Annotated in this window: 17 protein-coding genes; 6 read left to right on the top strand and 11 right to left on the bottom strand. The window is 69.6% G+C overall.

Annotated features, from left to right (window positions below; all coding sequences use genetic code 11):
- Positions 1–11 precede the first annotated feature (11 nt).
- The 11 genes from OHA68_RS10260 to OHA68_RS10210 form a co-directional block, all read right to left on the bottom strand.
- A complete protein-coding gene (locus OHA68_RS10260; RefSeq protein ID WP_327107401.1) occupies positions 12–1,121 on the bottom strand; it encodes an NDMA-dependent alcohol dehydrogenase in 1,110 nt (369 codons plus the stop codon).
- Positions 1,118–2,146, bottom strand: coding sequence for an ABC transporter ATP-binding protein (locus OHA68_RS10255; protein WP_327107400.1), 1,029 nt, complete (start codon positions 2,144–2,146; stop codon positions 1,118–1,120). The genes OHA68_RS10260 and OHA68_RS10255 overlap by 4 nt, the downstream gene beginning before the upstream one ends.
- Positions 2,143–3,252 (bottom strand): ABC transporter ATP-binding protein, encoded by a 1,110-nt coding sequence (locus tag OHA68_RS10250; protein ID WP_327107399.1) that lies wholly within the window; start codon positions 3,250–3,252, stop codon positions 2,143–2,145. Before OHA68_RS10250 ends, OHA68_RS10255 begins: the two co-directional genes overlap by 4 nt.
- Entirely contained in the window at positions 3,249–4,112 is an 864-nt protein-coding gene (locus tag OHA68_RS10245) for an ABC transporter permease (RefSeq protein ID WP_327107398.1), read from the bottom strand. Before OHA68_RS10245 ends, OHA68_RS10250 begins: the two co-directional genes overlap by 4 nt.
- Positions 4,099–5,112 (bottom strand): ABC transporter permease, encoded by a 1,014-nt coding sequence (locus OHA68_RS10240; RefSeq protein WP_327107397.1) that lies wholly within the window; start codon positions 5,110–5,112, stop codon positions 4,099–4,101. The genes OHA68_RS10245 and OHA68_RS10240 overlap by 14 nt, the downstream gene beginning before the upstream one ends.
- Positions 5,109–6,719, bottom strand: coding sequence for an ABC transporter substrate-binding protein (locus tag OHA68_RS10235; RefSeq protein ID WP_327107396.1), 1,611 nt, complete (start codon positions 6,717–6,719; stop codon positions 5,109–5,111). Before OHA68_RS10235 ends, OHA68_RS10240 begins: the two co-directional genes overlap by 4 nt.
- A gap of 243 nt (positions 6,720–6,962) precedes the next feature.
- Positions 6,963–8,162: a cytochrome P450 gene (locus tag OHA68_RS10230; RefSeq protein ID WP_327107395.1), complete on the bottom strand. Its 1,200-nt coding sequence runs from the start codon at positions 8,160–8,162 to the stop codon at positions 6,963–6,965.
- Positions 8,163–8,231: 69 nt separating this feature from the next.
- A complete protein-coding gene (locus OHA68_RS10225; protein ID WP_327107394.1) occupies positions 8,232–8,594 on the bottom strand; it encodes a hypothetical protein in 363 nt (120 codons plus the stop codon).
- 26 nt (positions 8,595–8,620) lie between these two features.
- The gene (locus tag OHA68_RS10220; protein ID WP_327109485.1) at positions 8,621–10,036 is read right to left on the bottom strand and encodes a TULIP family P47-like protein; all 1,416 of its coding nucleotides are present in this window, start codon (positions 10,034–10,036) and stop codon (positions 8,621–8,623) included.
- Positions 10,036–12,150, bottom strand: a complete 2,115-nt coding sequence (locus tag OHA68_RS10215) for a TULIP family P47-like protein (protein ID WP_327107393.1) — start codon at positions 12,148–12,150, stop codon at positions 10,036–10,038. Before OHA68_RS10215 ends, OHA68_RS10220 begins: the two co-directional genes overlap by 1 nt.
- A gap of 23 nt (positions 12,151–12,173) precedes the next feature.
- On the bottom strand, positions 12,174–13,526 hold the full coding sequence (locus OHA68_RS10210; RefSeq protein WP_327107392.1) for a TULIP family P47-like protein: 1,353 nt from the start codon (positions 13,524–13,526) through the stop codon (positions 12,174–12,176).
- 499 nt (positions 13,527–14,025) lie between these two features.
- Between OHA68_RS10210 and OHA68_RS10205 the strand changes: the two genes are divergently transcribed.
- The 6 genes from OHA68_RS10205 to purU are packed head-to-tail and all read left to right on the top strand — an operon-like array spanning position 14,026 to position 20,178.
- On the top strand, positions 14,026–14,577 hold the full coding sequence (locus tag OHA68_RS10205; RefSeq protein WP_225277723.1) for a methylenetetrahydrofolate reductase C-terminal domain-containing protein: 552 nt from the start codon (positions 14,026–14,028) through the stop codon (positions 14,575–14,577).
- Positions 14,574–15,539, top strand: coding sequence for a methylenetetrahydrofolate reductase (locus OHA68_RS10200; RefSeq protein WP_327107391.1), 966 nt, complete (start codon positions 14,574–14,576; stop codon positions 15,537–15,539). Before OHA68_RS10205 ends, OHA68_RS10200 begins: the two co-directional genes overlap by 4 nt.
- Positions 15,540–15,585: 46 nt before the next feature.
- The gene (locus OHA68_RS10195; protein ID WP_327107390.1) at positions 15,586–17,013 is read left to right on the top strand and encodes an SAM-dependent methyltransferase; all 1,428 of its coding nucleotides are present in this window, start codon (positions 15,586–15,588) and stop codon (positions 17,011–17,013) included.
- Positions 17,013–18,089: a uroporphyrinogen decarboxylase/cobalamine-independent methonine synthase family protein gene (locus OHA68_RS10190; RefSeq protein ID WP_189138068.1), complete on the top strand. Its 1,077-nt coding sequence runs from the start codon at positions 17,013–17,015 to the stop codon at positions 18,087–18,089. Before OHA68_RS10195 ends, OHA68_RS10190 begins: the two co-directional genes overlap by 1 nt.
- A complete protein-coding gene (gene metK, locus OHA68_RS10185) occupies positions 18,086–19,315 on the top strand; it encodes a methionine adenosyltransferase (RefSeq protein ID WP_327107389.1) in 1,230 nt (409 codons plus the stop codon). The genes OHA68_RS10190 and metK overlap by 4 nt, the downstream gene beginning before the upstream one ends.
- On the top strand, positions 19,312–20,178 hold the full coding sequence (gene purU / locus OHA68_RS10180) for a formyltetrahydrofolate deformylase (protein WP_327107388.1): 867 nt from the start codon (positions 19,312–19,314) through the stop codon (positions 20,176–20,178). Before metK ends, purU begins: the two co-directional genes overlap by 4 nt.
- Positions 20,179–20,224 lie beyond the last annotated feature (46 nt).

Below are 20,224 nucleotides of genomic sequence, written 5' to 3'. Positions count from 1 at the left end.
TCGTGAACGACTCAGTGCTCGTGAACGATGACGCCGCGGACGTTCTTGCCGTCCAACATGTCCTGGTAGCCCTGGTTGACCTCTTCCAGGCGGTAACGCCGGGTGATCAGCTCGTCCAGCTTGAGGTCACCCGAGCGGTACAGCCCCAGCAGGCGGGGCACGTCGTACAGCGGGTTGCAGGACCCGAAGATGGCGCCCTGGACGCGCCGCTGGTAGCCGATGAGCATGCCCGCGCCGGTGTTCAGCTCGCCGCCGCCGACCGCGGTGACGGTCACCTGGCCGCTCTTGCCGACGACCTTGAGGGCGTTCTCGATCACCTCGTCGTGCAGGATGCCGACGGTGATGATGGCATGGTCGGCGAGCTGTCCCCAGGTGGTGTCGACGATGAAGTCGTGCGCCTCGGCGGTGGTGGCGAAGGTGTGCGTGGCGCCGAAGGTCTTGGCCATGTCCCGCTTGAACTCGACCGGGTCCACGACCACCACGTTCTTCGCCCCGGCGTGCCGGGCGCCCTGCACCGCGTTGCTGCCCACGCCGCCCGAGCCGTAGATGACCACGGTCTCGCCGGCCCGGACGCCCGCGGCGTACACCGCCGAGCCCCAGCCGGTCGGCACGCCGCAGCTCACCAGGGCGCCGACCTCGAACGGGATGTCGTCGTCGACCTTGATGCAGGACCACTCCGACAGCACCGCGTACTGGGAGAAGGTGCCCAGCACGCAGAGCCCGCCGAGGTCCAGCCCGTCCTTGTGGAAGCGGAACGTGCCGTCGGGGAACATGCCGGTGCCCGCGTCCTTGCCGGCGTCGCACAGGCCTTGCCGGCCGGTCGAGCAGTAGCGGCACGAGCCGCACACGGGGATGAACGAGCAGACGACATGGTCGCCCACCGCCACCCGGGTCACCCCGTCGCCGACCGCCTCGACGATGCCGGCGCCCTCGTGGCCGCCGACGACCGGCATCCGCATCGGGGCGTCGCCCTTCTGGATGTGGTCGTCGGAATGGCACAGCCCGGCGGCCATGAACTTGACCCGGACCTCGTTGGCCTTCGGCTCGTCCAGTTCGACGTCCGTGATCTCCCATGGCTTGCCGGGTTCGTACAGGATGGCAGCCCGCGTGGTCATGCTCATGTGAGCCTCTTTTCGTGATCTTCACTGGCACTGGCGAGCGGGAAGTGGCAGGCGACCTGGTGGCCGGGGAACGGCTCGCGCAGCTCGGGTGACTCCTGCGCGCACCGCTCCCGCGCGAGCGGGCACCGGGTGCGGAAGCGGCAGCCGGAGGGCGGGTTGATCGGCGAGGGCGGCTCCCCGGCCGGCGGCGAGGGGCGGCGCACCCGGCCGGTGACCGGGTCCAGGCCGGGGATCGAGTCGAGCAGCGCCGAGGTGTAGGGGTGCAGCGGCCGCCGGTACAGCTCCCCGGCCGGGCCGACCTCCACGAGCCGGCCCAGGTGCATCACCGCCACCCGGTCGCTGACCTGCTTGACCAGCGCCAGGTCGTGCGAGATGAACAGGTACGACAGGCCGAGCTCGGTGCGCAGCCGCTCGAACAGGTTCAGCACCTGCGCCTGGATCAGCACGTCGAGCGAGGCCACCGCCTCGTCGCAGACGATCAGCGCCGGGTTCAGCGCGATGGCGCGGGCGATGGCCACCCGCTGGCACTGCCCGCCGGACAACTCGTGCGGGCGGCGTCCGCCGTACACGCTCGGATCCAGGCCGACCAGGTCGAGCAGCTCGGCGACCCGCGCCCGCCGCTGGGTCGCCGAGCGCACGCCGTAGCCGCGCAGCGGCTCCTCGACCAGCTCGGTGATCCGCCAGCGGGGGTTCAGCGAGCCGAACGGGTCCTGGTAGACCATCTGCATGTGGCGGCGCGCCTCCGTCAGCGCGCGCCGCCCGAGTCGCATCAGGTCGGTGCCGAGGAAGCTCACCACGCCCGACTTCGGGCGGGGCGCCTGGATGACGGAGCGGGCCAGGGTGGACTTGCCCGACCCGGTCTCGCCCACCACGCCCAGGGTCTCCCCGGCGCGCATCTCGAACGACACGTTCGACACCGCGTGCACCTTCGCGCCCTTCACCCCGCCGGGGCCGCGCACGGCGAACTCCTGCACGACGTCCCGCACGTCGAGCAGCGGCCCGCCGGCCTCGCGCGTCATGGTCATCCCTGCACTCCGTCCTTGACCGGCCGGGCGTGCGCGCCGCCGGGCTCGCCGGGGTCCCTGGCGGGGTCCTCTGCGGGGTCCTTCGCGGGGTGCCAGCAGGCCCACCAGTGCCCCGGCTCGTGCTCCTCGAAGGGCGGCGGCTCCAGGCAGGCGTCGGTGGCGGCGGCGCAGCGCGGCCGGAACGGGCAGCCCGCCGGCAGCGCCGCCGGGTCCGGCGGCTGACCGGGGATCACCGGCAGCAGCGCGTGCGGCTCCCGCTCCAGCAGCGGGATCGCCCCCAGCAACGCCTGCGTGTACGGCATCCGCACGTGCGCGAACAGCTCCTCGGCGGAGGCGTACTCCACGGCCCGCCCGGCGTACATGACCACCACGTTCTTCGCGTAGCTCGCCGCCAGCCCCAGATCGTGGCTGATCAGGATGATGGCCATGCCGAGCCGCTGCTGGAGTTCGAGCAGCAGCTCCATGATCTGGGCCTGGGTGGTCACGTCGAGCGCGGTGGTCGCCTCGTCCGCGATGAGCAGCCGCGGCTCGCCCGCCAGCGCGATGGCGATCACCACACGCTGGCGCATGCCGCCGGAGAGCTGGTGCGGATACTCGTAGAACCGGCGCTCGGCCGCGGGCAGGTGGACCAGCTTGAGCAGCTCCACCGCCCGCGCCGCGGCCTGTTTGCGGCTCATGGCGGAGTGCGCCCGGATCGCCTCGGTGATCTGGGCGCCGATCCGCATGGTCGGGTTGAGCGACCTGGCGGGGTCCTGGAAGACCATCGCGATCTCCGCGCCGCGCCAGCCGCGCATCTCCCGCTCGGGCATGCCGAGCAGTTCGGTGCCCTCGAACCGAGCTGATCCGCTCACTTGGGCCGACGGCGGCAGCAGCCCCATCAGGGTGCGGGCGCTGACGCTCTTGCCAGAGCCGGACTCGCCGATGATCGCCAGGATCTCGCCGGCGTTCAGCCGGTAGGACAGCCCGTTCACCGCGTGCACCCGGCGTCCCCCGCGCGAGAAGCGGACCCGCAGGTCGCGCACCTCCAGCAGCGCCCGGCCGGTGACGCTGCCGGCGTCGCGGCCGGAGCCGGGCGGGGCGAGGGTTTCGGCACGTTCTCCGCTCATCGGACACTTCCTTGGGTGCGCAGAGCCTCGCCGAGGAGGTTGAAGGCGAGTACGGAGACGAACAGGGCGAGGCTGGGCCACACCACCATGTCCGGCGTGGCCGACAGGCTGGCCTGCCCTTGCGCGACCATGTTGCCCCAGCTCGGATCGGGTGCCGGGATGCCGAGCCCGAGGAAGCTCAGCGCCCCCTCGATGATGATCACGATGCCCATGCCGAGCATGCTGAAGGTGATCAGCTGCGGGCCGATGTTCGGCGCGACGTGCCGGAGCAGCACCCGCCACCACGGGGTGCCGCACAGTTGGGCCGCGGTCATGAACGGCAGCTCGCGCAGCCCCAGCGTGGCCGCCCGGGAGACGCGGGCGAAGGCCGGGATGCTGAAGAACGCCAGCGCGAGGATCGTGTTGGTCAGGCTCGGCCCGAGACTCTGCGCCACCGCGAGGGTGAGCACCAGCGACGGGAACGCGATCAGCACGTCGAGTACCCGCATGATCACGGTGTCCAGCGCGCCGCCGACGTACCCGGACAGGGCGCCGAGCAGCCCGCCGACGAACAGGCCGATCAGGTTCACCGCGATGGTGACCAGCAGGGACGCCCGCCCGCCGTACAGGATGCGGGACAGGATGTCGTTGCCGTTGGGGTCGGTGCCGAGCAGGTGGCCGGGGGAGAACGCCGGCAGGGCCGACTCCAGCACGTTGCCGCCGACCGGGGCGGGGATCGGCAGCACCAGCGGGCCCAGGAAGCAGCCGGCCAGCACGAACGCGACCAGCCCGGCCGGCACGTACAACGCCAGCTTGCGCCCCCAGCCCCGGCGGGCCGGGGCGAGGCCGAGCTCCGCCGCCGGCGCCTCAACCGCTGCCATAGCGAATCCTCGGGTCGAGTACGGCGTACAGCAGATCGGTGATCAGGTTCGCCAGCACCGTCACGACGGCGAAGACGATGACGCACGCCTGTACCACCAGCACGTCACGGGTGTTGATCGCCTGCAGCATGAGCTGGCCGAGCCCGGGGATGGCGAAGATCGACTCGATGATGACCGTGGAGCCGATCAGCGTGCTCAGATTCAGGCCGACCACGGTGATCAGCCCGAACGACGAGTTGCGGAAGGCGTGCCGCAGCAGCACCTGCCAGGGCCCGATGCCCTTCGCCTGCGCGGTGACGATGTAGTCCTGCCCCTGCAACTGGTCGACCAGGTCGCCCCGGAGGAAGCGGGTGTAGAAGCAGAACAGCGGGACCGCGATGGCCGTGGCCGGCAGCACCATCCCGCGCAGGTTCTCCACCGGATCCTCCGCGAACGGGACGTACCCGATCGCCGGGAGCATGGCGAACCGCACCGCGAACACCAGCACCAGCACCAGGGCGAGCACGTAGCTCGCCACGGACAGCCCGCTGACGCTGACGAACATGCTGACCCGGTCGAACAGCCCGTCCGGCCGGCGGGCCGCCAGCAGCGCCACCGGCACCGCCAGCGCCACCGACGCGATCAGCGCCAGGCCGGTCAGCTCGGCACTCACCGTCAGCCTCTCGCCGAGCTGACCGGCCACGTCCTGGCCGCTGACGAACGAGCGGCCGAGGTCGCCGGTGACCGCGCCGCCGAGCCAGTCGAAGTACCGCGACACAGCGGGCTCGTTCAGGCCCATCTGCGCTTCCAGCGCGCGGATCTGCTCCGGGGTCGCCTCCGCGCCCAGGAGTTGCTGAGCCGCGTTGCCGGGGATCAGGTTCAGCACCCAGAAGGTGAGAACGCTGACCCCCAGCATGATCGGAATCGCCATCAGCAGCCGCTTGCCCACCATCCGGAAGGCCGGTGAGCCGAACAGGCGAGCCGGGACGCTCCGGTAACGCCGGTCTAAGGCGACCGTCACTTCTCCCTCCAGACCTTGTCCCACTGGACGGCCGTGTTGACGGCGAGCGACGGGATCTTCGTGGTCAGCCCGGGGCCGTGCACGCCCTTGACCGCGAGGTTCGCCGGGGCGAAGGCCAGCCCGAACGGCGCGTACGCCTTGTCGCTGACGTACTTGCCCAGCTCCACGTACAGCGCGTCCCGCTCGGCGGCGTCCACGGTGGCCTCGGCCTTGCCCATCAGCTCGTCGACCTTGGGGTCCTTCACCCCGCTGAACGGCGAGTTCGACCGGAAGCGGAAGGCGACGCCCACGCCCGTCGCCGGGTCCCACGCGCCCGCCGTCTGCAGCATCGACTGCCACTTGCCGGAGTTGAACTGCTCGACCAGGGTCGACAGCGCGTACTCCTTGATGGTGACCTCGATGCCCGCTTCCTTCCACTGCGTCTGCAGCGCCACCATCACTTGCTTGGCCACGTAGGCGCCCAGGGTGCCCAGCTCGACCTTGAGCCCGCCCAGCTCCTGCACGAGCTGCTTGGCCTTGGCCACGTCCGGGGTCCGGTAGCCGGCCACGGTCGCGTGGTGGAACAGGCCGCCCGGCGCGGTGAACGACTGGCTCACCGGGTAGGCGTCCTTGAACAGGCCCTTGGCGATGGCGTTGAAGTCGGTCGCGTAGTAGATCGCCTCACGGGCCTTCGCGTTGTCGAACGGCGCCAGCTGGGTGTTGAGCTGGACGACGTACGGCGACGTCGGCGGCTGCAGGGTCACCGTCAGCCGGTCGCTCTTGCTCGCCTGGTCGATCAGCGGCACGGTGCTCATGCCCTCGAACGCCTGCCCCTGCCCGGCCATCAGCGCCTGGAAGGCGGCCTGGTCGCCGCCGATCGACTTGAACGTCAGCTTGTCGAGGTAGGGCAGTCCCGGCTTGAAGTAGCCGGGGTTGCGCTCCAGCACCAGCTCGGAGCTCATCCGATTCGTCACGATCTTGAACGGCCCGGCGCCGACCGGGTTCGCCCGGAACTGGTCCGGGCCCAGCTTGTCCACCGCGGTGGGCGAGGCCATCCAGTTGACGTTGGAGATGGGGAAGGCGTTGATGACCGAGGCGTACGGCCTGGTGAAGCGGAGGACGACGGTGTTCGGCTCCTCGACCGTGATGGGGTTCTTCTCCACCAGCGGCCAGCGGGGCGCGCAGGAGCAGGGGGACTTGACCCCGCGCTCGAAGTTGAAGACGACGGCCTTGGCGTCGAGCGGCGTGCCGTCGGTGAACGTCAGGCCCTCCCGGATCTTGATCTTCAGGACCTGCCCGTCCTCCAGCAGCTCGTAGCTCTCGGCCTGGTTGGGCTCGACCTTGGCGTCGCTGCCGTCGTCGTTGGCGGTGAGCGTGAAGAGCCCGCCGTAGATCGCGCTCATCTGGGGGATGTTGGCGGCGCCCGTGGTGTTGGTCGCCGGGTCCAGTCCGGTCGGCCAGGATCCGGAGAAGGCGCTGTCCTCCAGTACGGTGAGCTCCCCGCCCTGCTGCGGGGTCTGCGCGGCGGCCGGCGAAGGGGAAGCGGTGGAGGCGGTCTGTGTGCTGCACGCGGCAACGGCCAGTAAGGCGGCCAGAAGGGCTGCGATCCCTTGCTTCTGTAACGTCATCCGGGTCCTCCCGCTTTGGGTGATCGCGGCACGGCGACGGCGCCGCGAAGCGCTCCAGGCAACGACTGAGCACAAGAACCGTGGGCCCCGAATACCCCGGCGATGTGGCCTAGCTCACTCACTCACGAGTGAAGGACGTGGCCTCCGCTGAGCAAAGCGGGCTTTCACGAGACGGAAGACAAAAGATTCGTCGGCGTACGCCGCCGCTTGACGGCGGTCAAGGATCTCTGACCGGGACGGCGCTCAGACCAGCGGGAGGCGGCGTACGCCGGTCATGGTCGGGGTGGGCATGAACTCCACCGGGTCGTCCGGGTCGGTGCGCAGCCGGGTGAAGCGGTCGAGCAGGATGCCGAGGGCGATCCTGCCTTCCAGCCGGGCCAGGGGCGCGCCCAGGCAGAAGTGGATGCCGCGGCCGAAGCTGAGATGCGGGTTGGGATCACGGCCGGGGTCGAAGGCGCCGGGGGCGGGGAACTGCCGGGGGTCCCTGTTGGCCGCGCCCACCCACGTCAGGAGCATCTGGTCGGCCGGCACGGTCACGTCGCCCAGCTCGACCTCGCGGGTGGTGGAGCGGCCGACGGCGGCGAACGGCGGCAGGTAGCGCAACGCCTCCTCGATCACGGCCGGGATCGTGGAGCGGTCGGCCCGGACCAGGTCCTGCTGCTCGGGGAAGGCGTCCAGGCAGAGCACCGTGTTGCCGAGCAGCATCGTCGTGGTGATGTGCCCGGCGAGCAGGAGCACGATCGCGAAGTTGACCACCTGGTCGTCGGGCAGGCGTTCGCCGTCCACCTCGGCCTCGACCAGCTTGGTGAGCAGGTCGGCGCGCGGCCGGGTCCGGCGCTCCGCGGCGTGGCCGGCGAGATAGTCGGTCATCTCCTTCCACGGGCGGAGGGTGGCCTGCAGGTCCACGTCCTGGTCCTCGGCGGGCTCGGCCAGCGAGATCTTGGTGTCGCGCTCGAACAGCGCGTCGGCCCACCGCTTGAACAGCGCCCGATCGCCGCTGGGCACCCCCAGCAACTCGGCGATGACGATGACCGGCAGCGGATAGGCCAGATCGGTCACCAGCTCGAACCGGCCGCGCTCGGCCGCCGCGTCGAGCAGCTCGTGGGTGAGGGCGGCGATCCTCGGCTCGAGATCGGCGACGACCTTCCGGGTGAAGGCACTGCTGACCAGCTTGCGCAGTTTGCCATGCTCCGGCGGGTCGATCTGGGTGATGAACCCCTCCATCGAGAAGTCCTCACCCCCGGGCATCAGGCTCTTGGGGATCAGGCGCATGGTGTCGGAGGAGAAGGTGGCCGGATCGCTGAAGATGGCATGCGCTTCCGGATAGCCGTACACGTTCCACATGCCGGTCTCGGCGTCGAACTCGACCGGCTGCCCGGATCGCGGGCCGTGCAGCCAGAAGTGCCGCGGGTGAACGTCGTACCGCTCCACGAAGTCGGCCATCGCAACCCCCTCCAACCGGTCACACTACGCTCGTCATGTTCCCGTGCAAGGTGCTGCCGCGACCGCCCGTCAGCGCCATCCGTCGAAGAAGTCCGCCGGGAGGTCCGGCAGGGCGCGGTGCAGGGCGGTCACCGGGTCGGTGGTGAAGAGCGCGGTGTTGGCCGGGTCGGCTTCGAGCCAGCGCATCACCGTGTCGTCGCGATCGATGAGCTGCCGCATGCCGGCTCGGATCAGCTCGGCTCGCCCGGGATCGCGGGCCGCGATGTCGGCGAGCACGCCGTTGTCGGTCGCGGCGGACGCGTTCCCGTCCGTGGCGAGGAACGTCATGGTCGTGGTGACACCCGCACGCTGTCCGGCGTGCCGCAGGCGGACGAATCGCCGGTCTGGCGGGACAGCCTTCGTGGCCGGTGACGAAGGGGTCGACGGCTTCATGTGCGGTCCTCCGGGGTGCGTTGCGGTCAGGTGAAGAGCGGGTCGCCGCCGAGTTGGAGCGACACATTGAGGCCGGCGTGATCCAGCTTGAAGGCCGAGCCGGCGGTCCACGTGATCGGATCGACGGCGTTGGTCAGCAACAGGCCGATCGACGGCGCGTCGTCACCGTTGAGCTTCTCGATCAGCGGTGGCGTGATCTGCGAGGCCCCCATGATCAGCCCGATCACCAGACCGCCGACGATCAGCGCCGCGCCGTCGGTCAGGACGGCGAGGAGCGCCAGGGCGAGGCCGCCGACCAGCAGGATGATGAGCCCGGTGAGGATCGACCCCGGACTCTGGTGGATGTCGTGCACGATCGCGGGCTGCTGGGTGGCGGTGAACGTCAGCGTCTGCCCGTTGGACGACGTGCCGAGCTCGATCGTGTACCACTGGGTGGAGTCGCAGGTCGCGGTGATGCCCTCGGCGACCTCCGTGCTCGTGTAGCTGTTCAGGATGAGCGTGCTGCCCTCGGCGGTGACGGTCAGGTTCGTCAGGTACGGCTGATAGGAGTCGCCGTCCTGCGTCACCGGCGCGAGCGCTATGGACGTGCCCTCGGTGAGATAGAGCTCGGTGGCGTCGGAGTTGAGCAGGAAATTGTCGTCGGTCAGCCCCGGATAGGTCATCATGATCGCCGGCCGTACGAGGTCGTCCAGCATCCGGGCCTGGGAGACGACGAAGCCGGCGACGCTGCCGGACGGGATGGCGGCCTGGCTCACCTGCTCGGGCAGGAGGTCGCCGGTGCGTGTCCCCGTCATGCAGAGCACGGCGAGCACGCTGTCCGGCAGGGAGTCGCCGTCGAGATAGGCATAGGAGGTGTAGCTGGGCGTCACGAAGCCCCACTGCCCCTGGTCGACCATCGGGTTGAGGTCCACGACGGCGAACACGTGCGCGAAGTCGCCGAGGTTGGCCGTACCCCAGTCCAGGAGCGCCGCGCTCACCAGGGCGCCGCTGACCGTCCCGGGCGCCGGGGTGAGCTGGAGGTCGATGATCGACAGCGGCGGCACCGTCGGCGACGGGGCGGTGGAGTTGACGATCAGTGCCTGCGGGCTGCCGGTGCAGGACTGCTCCGCCCCGGTGTGCGGGATGTAGTGCAACTCGACTTCCACCACGGCGTGGCCTTCGTCGAAGGTGAGCTGCTTGCCGGTGCTGGTGTAGGTCAGCACCACCTGGCTGAGCGGCCAGATCATCCGGACCGCCTTGCCGTCGCCGCCCTGGCACACCTGCCAGGGACCGAACGTGCCCGTCACGCTGAACGTCGGCTCGGTGACGGAGAAGCCGGGCGGCGACGAACCCTGGTCGACGATGGCCTGGTTCACGTCCGGGATCGGGATCGCGAACGCGGTGTCCCAGCCATAGGTGTAAACCGCCGTGTCGTCGGCCGTGCGGGTGGCGGTCGCGGTCATCACTGGGTGACCGTGAGGCCGACCTGGAGCGATCCCGCCAGCGACGCGCTCTGCAGCGTGTAGCCAGGGGTGCTCGGCCAGCTGTAGGGCGCGATCGCCAGGTCCGCGAAGTCATCGAAACCGGGCACGTTCTGCCACTGCTGGTTGGCGGCGTTCTCGATGATCGCCGAGATCGTCTGGTCGCCGCCCACCACGGCCCCGGCGAGGGCGGCCAAGGTCCCGACGAACTTCCACTTCGGGGTGGCGAAGGCGTTCTTGATGTTGGTCAGCTTGCCGTTGGACTGGTCCGCGGCCTTGCCGGCCGCGTCCTGGGCGTCCTGCTCGGTCGATTCGGGGTTGTCCTCCTCGATCTGCGAGAACGTCTCCATCTCGATCACGGCGTCGCCGGCGTCATCGCTCAGCTGAGTGATCTCCGCGCCGGCGCTCAGGCCCTCGATGATCGGGCCCGCGACGGCGACGAGGGAGAGCACGCCGGTCACCGCTCCCTCGACGATCTCACGGGTGATGGCCTCCTTCGTCTTCGTCACGTTCACGGTGAGGTTCTTGCCGGAGTTCGGCTGGAACCAGAAGATCTGCTTGCCGTCCTGCTGCTGCAGTTGGAGCTGGACCTGCTCCAGGTAGGTGGTGTGGACGTCGTAGCTGGAGCTGTAGGAGTAGAGCAGGTTGACGAACTGGATCTCGACGTAGGTGTGCACCAGGCTCATCGTGAAGTCGCCCGCCGCGATGTTCACGATGGTCGCCTCGTAGACGTCGAGGTCGCTGCCGTCCAGATCGAGGATGTACTCCGAGCTGCCCTGGCTGAGCAGCCACTGACTGCCCTGGGCGGTCACCGACACGGTGTACCCGGAGGCGTAGACGCCGACCAGCTGGAGGGCGTTGACCAGGTCCTGGGACAGCGTGCCCTGGTCGAGCTGCGCCGGGAAGCCGCCGGCGGGGATCGAGCCCAGGTTCTTGTTGTCCATCATGAACTTGCCCCACACGAGGTCCGTGCTGTTCGTCACCGTGAGGCCGTCGTTGCCGATGGTGAAGCTGCTCGCCGGGGCGCCGTTGAAGATGTTCACGGCGCCCGCCAGCAGCATGTTGCGCATGAACATCGGCCCGCTGATGAGGAAGCCGGCCTGCGCGGGGGCGGGCGGGATGGCGTACGGGGAGACCTGGTGGTTGTCGGACGGCGGGTGCCCGAGAGCCATGGTCAGCACCCCGAACACGCTGGAGTCCATGGTGCCCTGGTCGGTGACGGCATAGCTGGTGGCCGTCGGCTTCATCCAGGCGTAGTTGTCGTCGCCGGACAGGACGGGGGCGAGGTCGAGCGAGGCGAAGACGTGGTTGAACTCGCCGATGTTCGTGTTGAACCAGCTGCTCAGCAGGTCGGGCAGGACGGCGGCGGCGATCCCGGTGGACGGGTTGTTCACGATCGTGATGATGCTGACGGCGGGCTCGTCCTCGGACGCGGCCGCGGCCAGCGCCTGCAGGTCGTTCAGCCAGTTCTGCTGGAACTGGTAGACGTCCAGGAACTCGTTGTTGTACTTGTCCGTGGAGTGGAAGATGTAGAAGTTCTGCGTGCCGTCCGTGATGAGCCACTCCTCGCCGGGCTGCACGGCCAGCGCGGTGGCGGCGGACGAGAGGGTCATGGCGTTGGCCGTGAACGCGCTCCGCAGCGTGGTGTCGATCGTGTTCTGGTCGAGGTCGGCCTTGATCGTGTCCACCTGGGACTGGTCGTTGATCACGAAGAAGAACTGGTCGGGGTCGGGCACCCACTGCATCCCGATCTCGATGACGATCTGGCAGTTCTTCCCGTCGAAGGAGATCTGCTGGCCGCCGGCGTTGTAGACACCGGACACCACGGGGCAGGCCAGGCGGATGTTCTTACCGTCGCCGCCCACGGTGAGTTGCCAGGGACCGAGGACGGCGTCGAGGTTGTACGTGGGATCGTCGCTGGCGGCCTGCACCAGATTCTTCGCCCCCGAGCTGATATTCGGCCAGGCGTTGGTTATCGCGGTGTTGGCATGGGTGAAATTGATGGCGAAGGCCGTGTCCCAGCCATAGGTGTCCGCATCGTTGCCGTCGGCGCCGGTCGTGGCCGATCGCTTCTGCGCTCTGACATCCGTGCTCATGGTGCTGCCTCATTCTTTTTTATTTACGTGCTGGAGATCGTGAGGTTGCCGGCGACGAACACTGATTCGCTCATGCCCACGGCGGACGGAGCGAGATTCTGGCCGTTCTCGGTCCAGGCGATGACCTGGCCGAGGTTCATGACGGCGCCGCCGGTGGCGGCCTGCAGGTCGTTGTCGATGGTGGACATACCGACGTTCTGCGCCTGGTCGCCATATTTCTCGACACACTCGTAGATGGCGTCGGCGAGCCCGGTGGCATCGGTGATGCCGAGGACGACGAGAAGGACCCAGTCGTACCAGGGGATGGTGGAGTCCTGCTGCTCGGTGGGGTTGGGGTCGACGGCGAACGTGATGTCGGTGCCGTCGTAGCTCAGTGGGTTGACCGTGGTCAGCGACCAGGTGTAGCCGGCGTCCGGCAGATCGGCGAGCCCGAACAGGAACGTCAGCGGACCGCCGCCTGATGAGCTCGTGGCCAGGCCGTCCCCCGAGGGACTCGGGCCGAGCGTGTACGAATCGACCGTGACCGTGTTGACGTCGAAGTCTCCGGCACTGGCGATCGAGGACCGATCGTCCGTGGACGTGAGCTGGAACTTCCCGCTGGGGAACGTCGACTGGACGGAAGGCAGCACGACATTCTCGAAGAACGCCGGCTGCGAGATCAGCACCACGCTGTTCGCCGCGGGTTGCAGGGCGGAGGGATCGAAGGAGGGCTGGGACGGGAAGGCGGCGCCGTCGGTCAACATGCACAGGAAGCACAGGACACCGGTGCCGTCACTGCCCTGGGAGACGAAATACTGCCATTCACCCGGGCTGAGCCACGAGGCCAGATCCGCCGGCGCGGGGTTCACGGTGGCGAAGATGTAGGCGACCTTGTCCCGGTTCGCGAACAGTGCTTCGGTCATGAACTCCGACAGGATGCCCGTGGCCATCGCGTCCAGCCGGCCCTCCGGATCGTGCACCTGCAGCGTCGCGACGTAGCCGGGATTGTTCTGGTCCGAGCTGGGATCCGGGTTGAAGGTCAGATGGGTCTCGTCACCGCTTCCCCTGGCCACCGCCTGGTCACCCGTGCCGACCCAGCCGAGCGTGATCTGCATCTCCGGCGTCACGCCGCCGAGGTCGTAGGAGCCGGTGATCGCGCCGCCCGTCATCGACAGCGATCCCTGGGCGATGGGGATGTCGAGATTGATCAGCGAATTCTGCCCGCCCACCATCTGCCAGGGCGCGAGCTGGGCGTTCAGCGTGATCGTCGACCCGCTGTCCGGGTCCACCGCCGAATAGTCGATGCTCTGGTCGACGTTCTTGAGATTGCTGTTCAGAATGGCGTTGACCATGTCGACGGTCAACGCGAAAACATAGTCATAGCCGTACGTCTTCATCAGGGAAAGCCTCCGGTATCACCGCTGCACGCTGGATCCTGCGTCAGCAGCGCTGAATGGGCTTCGCGCGGCCGGGCGGGGACACCGAATTCTGGAGAGTGGCGTCATAGGCGCATTCCAGTTGTGCCACGGCACGGCGGAAGACAAAGCCGTCGGCGCGCAAAGTTACGGTGCTCATGGCAGGCCGCTCATTGACCGTGGCCCGGACGCCCCGGACGCCCCGGACGCCCCGGACGCCCCGGACGCCCCGGACGCCCCGGACGCCCCGGACGCCCCGGTCGGCCCGCCGAGATCGTGATCTGGGCCGTGGCCACGGTGCTCGGCTCCGGAGCGGGGGAGCCGGGCGTGGTTGTGGGTCATCACAATGAACGTCCCCTCAGTGTTGGTGCGCGGGCCTAAGACTTGCGTTGAGCGCTCTGGCAGCCTCGATCTCAGCGGTTGACCGCGATCCGGCTGCACTCGGGCCGCGTCGTCGGCCGCTCATCCAGAGGGAGTGATCGTGGGCGTCGACGAGCAGCGTGTGCCTGGTGGTGGCTGGCCCCGCCCCGTGGTTCCCCGGATCGGGGCTCGGGTCAGCTACGCCCTGCACCATCTCCTCGCCGCCAAGCCCGCGTACCGGCGGTTAGGCGCCTGGCTCGAACGCCGACGGCCGGCCTACCGGTGGTTCACCTGGGCGGAGCGGGTGACGAAGGAGCAGCTGTACGGATGCCGCATGTGCGGTCAGTGCGCGTTGCCCGACACCGGCTACACCTGCCCGATGACCTGCCCGAAGCAGCTGCGCAACGGCCCCTGCGGCGGGGTGTCCGCCGAGGGCCGCTGCGAGGTCCATCCTGAGCTGGTCTGCGTCTGGGTGACCGCGATCGAGCGGGCGCAGGACGCGGGGCACGGCGCCGACCTGGACCTGCTGCAGCGCCCGGTCGACCACCGCGAATGGGACCGCAGCTCGTGGGTGAACTACTGGCAGGGCCGGGACGACGGCCTGGGCATCGCACCCAGCGAGGACGACCCCCGCCCGCTGCTCCGCCGCGAGCTGGGGCTGAGGCCCCGATGAGCGGGCTGCGTGGCGCGTTCGCGGCCGGTAGGTTCGCCGTCACCGCCGAGATCGGTCCGCCGAGAGGGGCCGACGCGGAGGCGATCACGCGTAAGGCGGATCACCTGCGCGGCTGGGTCGACGCCGCGAACATCACCGACAACCAGGGCGCGAACGTCCGCATGTCCAGCCTGGCCGGCAGCCTGCTCGCCCAGCGCGCCGGCGTCGAGCCGGTGATGCAGCTGACCTGCCGCGACCGTAACCGGATGGCCCTGCAGTCGGACCTGCTCGCGGCGGGCGCCCTCGGCATCCCGAACGTGCTGCTGCTGACCGGCGACCATCCCCGCTTCGGCGACCATCCCGAGGCCAAGCCGGTCTTCGACCTCGACGGGGTGCAGCTCGTCTGGACCGCGCGCACCCTGCGGGACGACGGCGTGCTCATGTCCGGCAAGGCCGTCTCGCCACGCCCGGCCTGGCTGATCGGCACGGTGGAGAACCCGTTCGCGCCCCCGCTGGCCTTCCGGGCCCGCCGGCTGGCGAAGAAGGTGGCCGCGGGCGCGGAGTTCGTCCAGACGCAGTACGTCTTCGACTTCGAGGTGTTCGAGCGCTGGATGGCGAGCCTGCGGGATCTCGGCGTCACCGAACACTGCAAGATCATCGCCGGCGTCGGCCCGATCCGCTCGCTGCGCGCCCTGGACTTTATGCGCACCGCCGTGCCCGGCGTGCACGTTCCCGACGAGCTCGACCGGAGGCTGCGCGGGGTGCCCGCCGGCCGGGTCGAGGAGGAGGGGATCGAGGTGTGCGTGGAGGCCGTACAGCGCCTCACCACGATCCCCGGCGTCGCGGGCGTGCACCTCATGGCGCTCGGCTTCGAGCACGGCGTGCCCGACATCCTGCGGCGGGCCGGGATCCCCCGGCCGCCGACCGTGCTTCCCGACCACAACCGCCACCACCCGATGGAGGGCATCGGTCATGCTCGTTGACTTCCGGCCTCACTCCAAACTCAGCGGTACGAGTCCCCTGGACCTCATGACCTCGCTCGCGCCCGTCGTCGAGGCGTTGCGGGGGGCCGCCACGGACCTCGGCAAGGTCCGGCTCGTGTGCGACTGGGTCCAGTACAAGTCCAACTTCCGCGAGGTGGTCGACGTCCGGCCGATCCTCCTGTGCCCGGAGCTGAGCACGGGACCCGGCCCCGCCATCGTGCCCCTGGGCGTCCGGGACGACGACATCGAGATCGCGGTCGACGTACGGCGAAGTGCCGGCGTGTCCGTCGAGGAGGTCGCCGCGGCGCTGCGCCGGGACGGCGGCCGGGTGCTGCTGGAGGACTGGGGGCCGGGCAGCCGCAGCTGCGTGTGGGAGTTCAACGCCCGCTACTGGAAGGACCTGGACCTCTGGGAGAAGTCCACCGGCCGGGGGTACGAGCAGGCGCTGCCGGGCGGTGACAGCGACGCGCACAACCACGACGCCGCGCGCGACGTGATCCGCGACCTGTTCGAGGTCTGGGACGCGCTGGCCGATGGCGACGCCCTGCCCGAGGAGCTCTACGTCGTCGAGCTCGGCGTGGGCAACGGCACCCAGGCAAAGGTCTTCCTGGACGAGTTCCGGGCCCTCGACGCCGCGCACGGGCGCGACTATTACCGGCGCCTGCACTACATGATGTGCGACTACTCCCAGCATGTGCTCGACCTGGCCCGCGAGGCGGTGAGCCAGCATCTGGCGCGGATCAGCACGTTCGCGCTCGACGCCACGACGCCGGGCACCTCGCTCGGCTTCCTGAAGTACAAGGTCTTCCTCGTCTACATCTCCAACGTCTACGACAACCTGCCGACCGACGAGGTGGCCCAGCTGGGCGGCCGGACCTACTGCGTGCAGGTCCGCGCCTACCTCGACGACGCCGGCGTGGCCGGGCTCGCCGAGTCGCTGGGGGTCACGGTGGGCGAGCTGCCGGCCCTGGTGCACAAGCTGCTGCGGCTCGGGCCGGGGCTGCTGGCCGAGGCCGATCCGGTCCGGTTCGCCGACGTGGACGCCGCCGTCGCCTTCTGGCGGGCGGTGTGGGACCTGGTCAGGCTGGAGGAGCGGTACGTCCCGCTGGCCGGTCTCGACCTCTACTCCCTCGCCCCGGGCATGAGCGGGGAGCTGCTGCGGCCGCTGCTCGAATCCGGCGCCGACATCCGCATGCACGTCAACAACGGGGCGGTGGCGAGCTTCGCCGACAGCCTGAAGCTGCTGCACCCGTTCGGCAGGCTCGTCTGCCATGACCTGTTCGTCACCGACGTGCAGGCGTACCGGACGAACTTCCGGGGCCCCGGGAAGTACGAGGGGTCCGTCGTCAACTGGGTGAACGGGCCGCTGCTCGCGCATGTGGGCCGGCGCAACGGCTTCGATGTGCACTACGCGCCCTTCGCCCATCGGGTGGGCGGGAACATCATCACGATGACGGCGCAGGTGAGGGACTGATGTCCGAGCTGATGAGCGGACTGCCGCTCCTTCCCACCAGCGTCGTGGGGTCCTATCCGGTGCCGGAGTGGATGGAGCGGCTGAAGACCGACTACTACCGCGGCCGGATGAGCCACGCGCAGCTCCAGGACCTGCACGACATGGCGATCAAGGCGGCGCTCCGGGACCAGGAGCTGGCCGGCATCGACATCGTGTCCGACGGCGAGCTGCGCCGCGACAACGACATCGACTACTTCCTCGCCAGGATGCCGGGCATCGACCTCCCGCAGACGTCGAAGGACTTTTACTTCGACTACTACGAGGCCAGGGTCACCGAGCGGCTGCCGCCGGCGGCCACGGCGTCGCTGATGCTGGCCGACGACTTCGCCTTCACCGCCGAGCAGACCTCGGGTCCGGTCAAGTTCTCCTTCACCGGGCCGTTCTCGCTGTCGCGGCGGGTGCGGAACGAAGCGTACGACGACCCCGGCGAGCTGGTGCTGGCCATCGCGCGGGTGCTCAACGCCGAGGCGCGGGCCCTGGCCGCGCGCGGCGCGCGGCTCCTGCAGATCGACGAGCCCTTCCTGGCCGGCTACCCCGGCGAGGTGGAGACGGCGATCGAGGCCGTCAACATCGTCACCGAGGGCGTCGACGTCACCTGGGCGCTGCACGTCTGTTACGGCAACCGCTACGCGCGCCCCTCGTGGGAGGGCCACTACGACTTCCTGTTCCCCGCGGTGCTCGACGCCCGGGTGGACCAGCTCGTGCTGGAGTTCGCCCGCAAGGGGTACGCCGACCTGCCGGTGATCGACAAGTTCGGCTGGGACCGCACGATCGGGCTCGGCGTCATCGACGTCAAGTCCGCCGAGGTGGAGACCCCGGAGGCGGTCGCCACCAGGATCCGCAGCGCGCTCAATCTCGTTCCGGCCGATCGGCTGGTCGTCAACCCCGACTGCGGGCTGCGGAACATCTCCGCGCCCGTCGCCAGGGCCAAGCTCGCCGCCATGGTCGCCGGCGCCGCCACCGTGCGCGCCGAGCTGACCGGCGCCACCCACCATCTGAACCCGCTCAACCCATCGCACGAGGAGCCCGCGCCATGACCCAGCTGGGAATCGAAGACGACTATGTGTTCACCTCCGAGTCCGTGACCGAGGGGCACCCCGACAAGATCGCCGACGCGGTGTCGGACGCCGTACTGGACGCGGCACTGACCCTCGACCCCTACGCCCGGGTCGCCTGCGAGACCCTGATCACCACCGGCATGGTCGTCCTGGCCGGGGAGATCACCACCCCGCAGGTGCTCGACTACACCCAGATCGTCCGCGACACCGTCAACCGGATCGGCTACGACAACGGCGACTACGGCTTCGACGGGCACTCGTGCGCCGTCCTCGTGGCGCTCGACAAGCAGTCACCCGACATCGCGCAGGGCGTCGACCTGGCCCGCGACCACTCCGGCGACGAGTTCGACCGGGCCGGCGCCGGCGACCAGGGCATGATGTTCGGCTACGCCACCGACGAGACGCCCGAGCTCATGCCGATGCCGATCGCGCTGGCGCACCGCCTGTCCCGCAGGCTCGCCGCGGTGCGCAAGGACGGCACGCTCGGCTACCTGCGCCCGGACGGCAAGACCCAGGTGTCGGTGCGCTACCAGGGTGACATCCCGGTCGGCGTGGAGCAGGTGCTGATCTCCACCCAGCACGCCGAGGAGGCCACCCTGGAGCAGATCCGCGAGGACCTCTGGCGGCACGTCGTCTCCCAGGAGCTGCCGGCCGAGCTGTACGACGCCGACGCGCTGCACCGCAGCCTGCTGGTCAACCCCACCGGCAGGTTCGTGATCGGCGGCCCGGTCGGTGACGCGGGCCTCACCGGCCGCAAGATCATCGTGGACACCTACGGAGGATTCGCCCGGCACGGCGGCGGCGCCTTCTCCGGCAAGGACCCCTCCAAGGTCGACCGGTCCGCCGCCTACGCCGCGCGTCACGTCGCCAAGAACGTGGTCGCCGCCGGCCTGGCCCGCCGGGCCGAGGTGCAGGTCGCGTACGCCATCGGGGTGGCCAGGCCGGTGTCGGTGCTGATCGAGACGTTCGGCACCGAGCGGGTGAGCCGGTCGCTGATCCGCAAGCTGGTGGCCGAGCACTTCGACCTGCGCCCCGCCGCGTTCCGCAAGTACCTCGGCCTGCACAGCCCCATCTACAGCCAGACCGCCGCCTACGGACACTTCGGGCGTACGGACCTGGACCTGCCGTGGGAGCGGACCGACCGGGCCGACCTGCTCCGCCGGGCGGCCGCGCTGTCCGCCGACGCCGTCCCCGCCACGCTGTGACCTCGACGGATCCCGATGTCGGCCGGCTGGTCGTGTCCTGCACCGACCGGCCGGGCATCGTCGCCAACGTCTCGGCGTTCCTGTACCGGCGCGGAGCCAACATCGTGCAGTCCGACCAGGACTCCACCGGGGCCGCGGGCGGCCGGTTCTTCCTGCGCGTCGTGTTCCACCTGCCCGGCCTGGACAAGGAGCTGCCCCGGCTGGAGCGCGAGTTCCGGGAGGAGGTCGCGGCCCGGCTCGGTGCGGACTTCCGCTTCCGCGCCGCCGCCGCGCCGGCCCGGGTGGCGCTCTTCGTCTCCCGGTACGACCACTGCCTGCTGGACCTGCTCTGGCGGGCCCGCCGGGGCGAGTTGCCCATCGAGGTGTGCCAGGTGGTGTCCAACCACCCGGACCTCGCCGACGAGGTGGCCTCGTTCGGGGTGCCGTTCGCGCACATCCCGGTGACCAGGGCCACCAAGCCGGCGGCCGAGCAGCGCCAGCTCGACCTCCTGCGGGACCGGGTCGATCTGGTGGTGCTGGCCCGGTACATGCAGGTCCTGTCGGGCGGCTTCCTGGACCGGGCCGGCGTACCGGTGATCAACATCCACCATTCCTTCCTGCCCGCCTTCGCCGGTGCCGGGCCGTACGAGCAGGCGAAGGAGCGTGGCGTGAAGCTCATCGGGGCGACCGCGCACTACGCCACCGAGGAGCTCGACGAGGGGCCGATCATCGAGCAGGACGTCGTGCGGGTGTCGCATCGCGCGAGCGTGCGGGAGCTGACGCGGCGCGGCGCCGACATCGAGCGGACCGTGCTGGCCAGAGCGGTGGCCTGGCACTGCGAGGACCGCGTCCTGGTGAACGGCCGCACCACGATCATCTTCTAGACAGATTCACTGAGGAGTAGCCGTGTCCGTAGGGACGACCGCCGTG

The sequence above is a fragment of the Nonomuraea glycinis genome (assembly GCF_035920485.1).
Classification (GTDB): Bacteria; Actinomycetota; Actinomycetes; order Streptosporangiales; family Streptosporangiaceae; genus Nonomuraea; species Nonomuraea glycinis.
The sequence above is the reverse complement of the archived record's forward strand: the minus strand, read 5'-3'. Positions and strand labels throughout refer to the sequence as shown.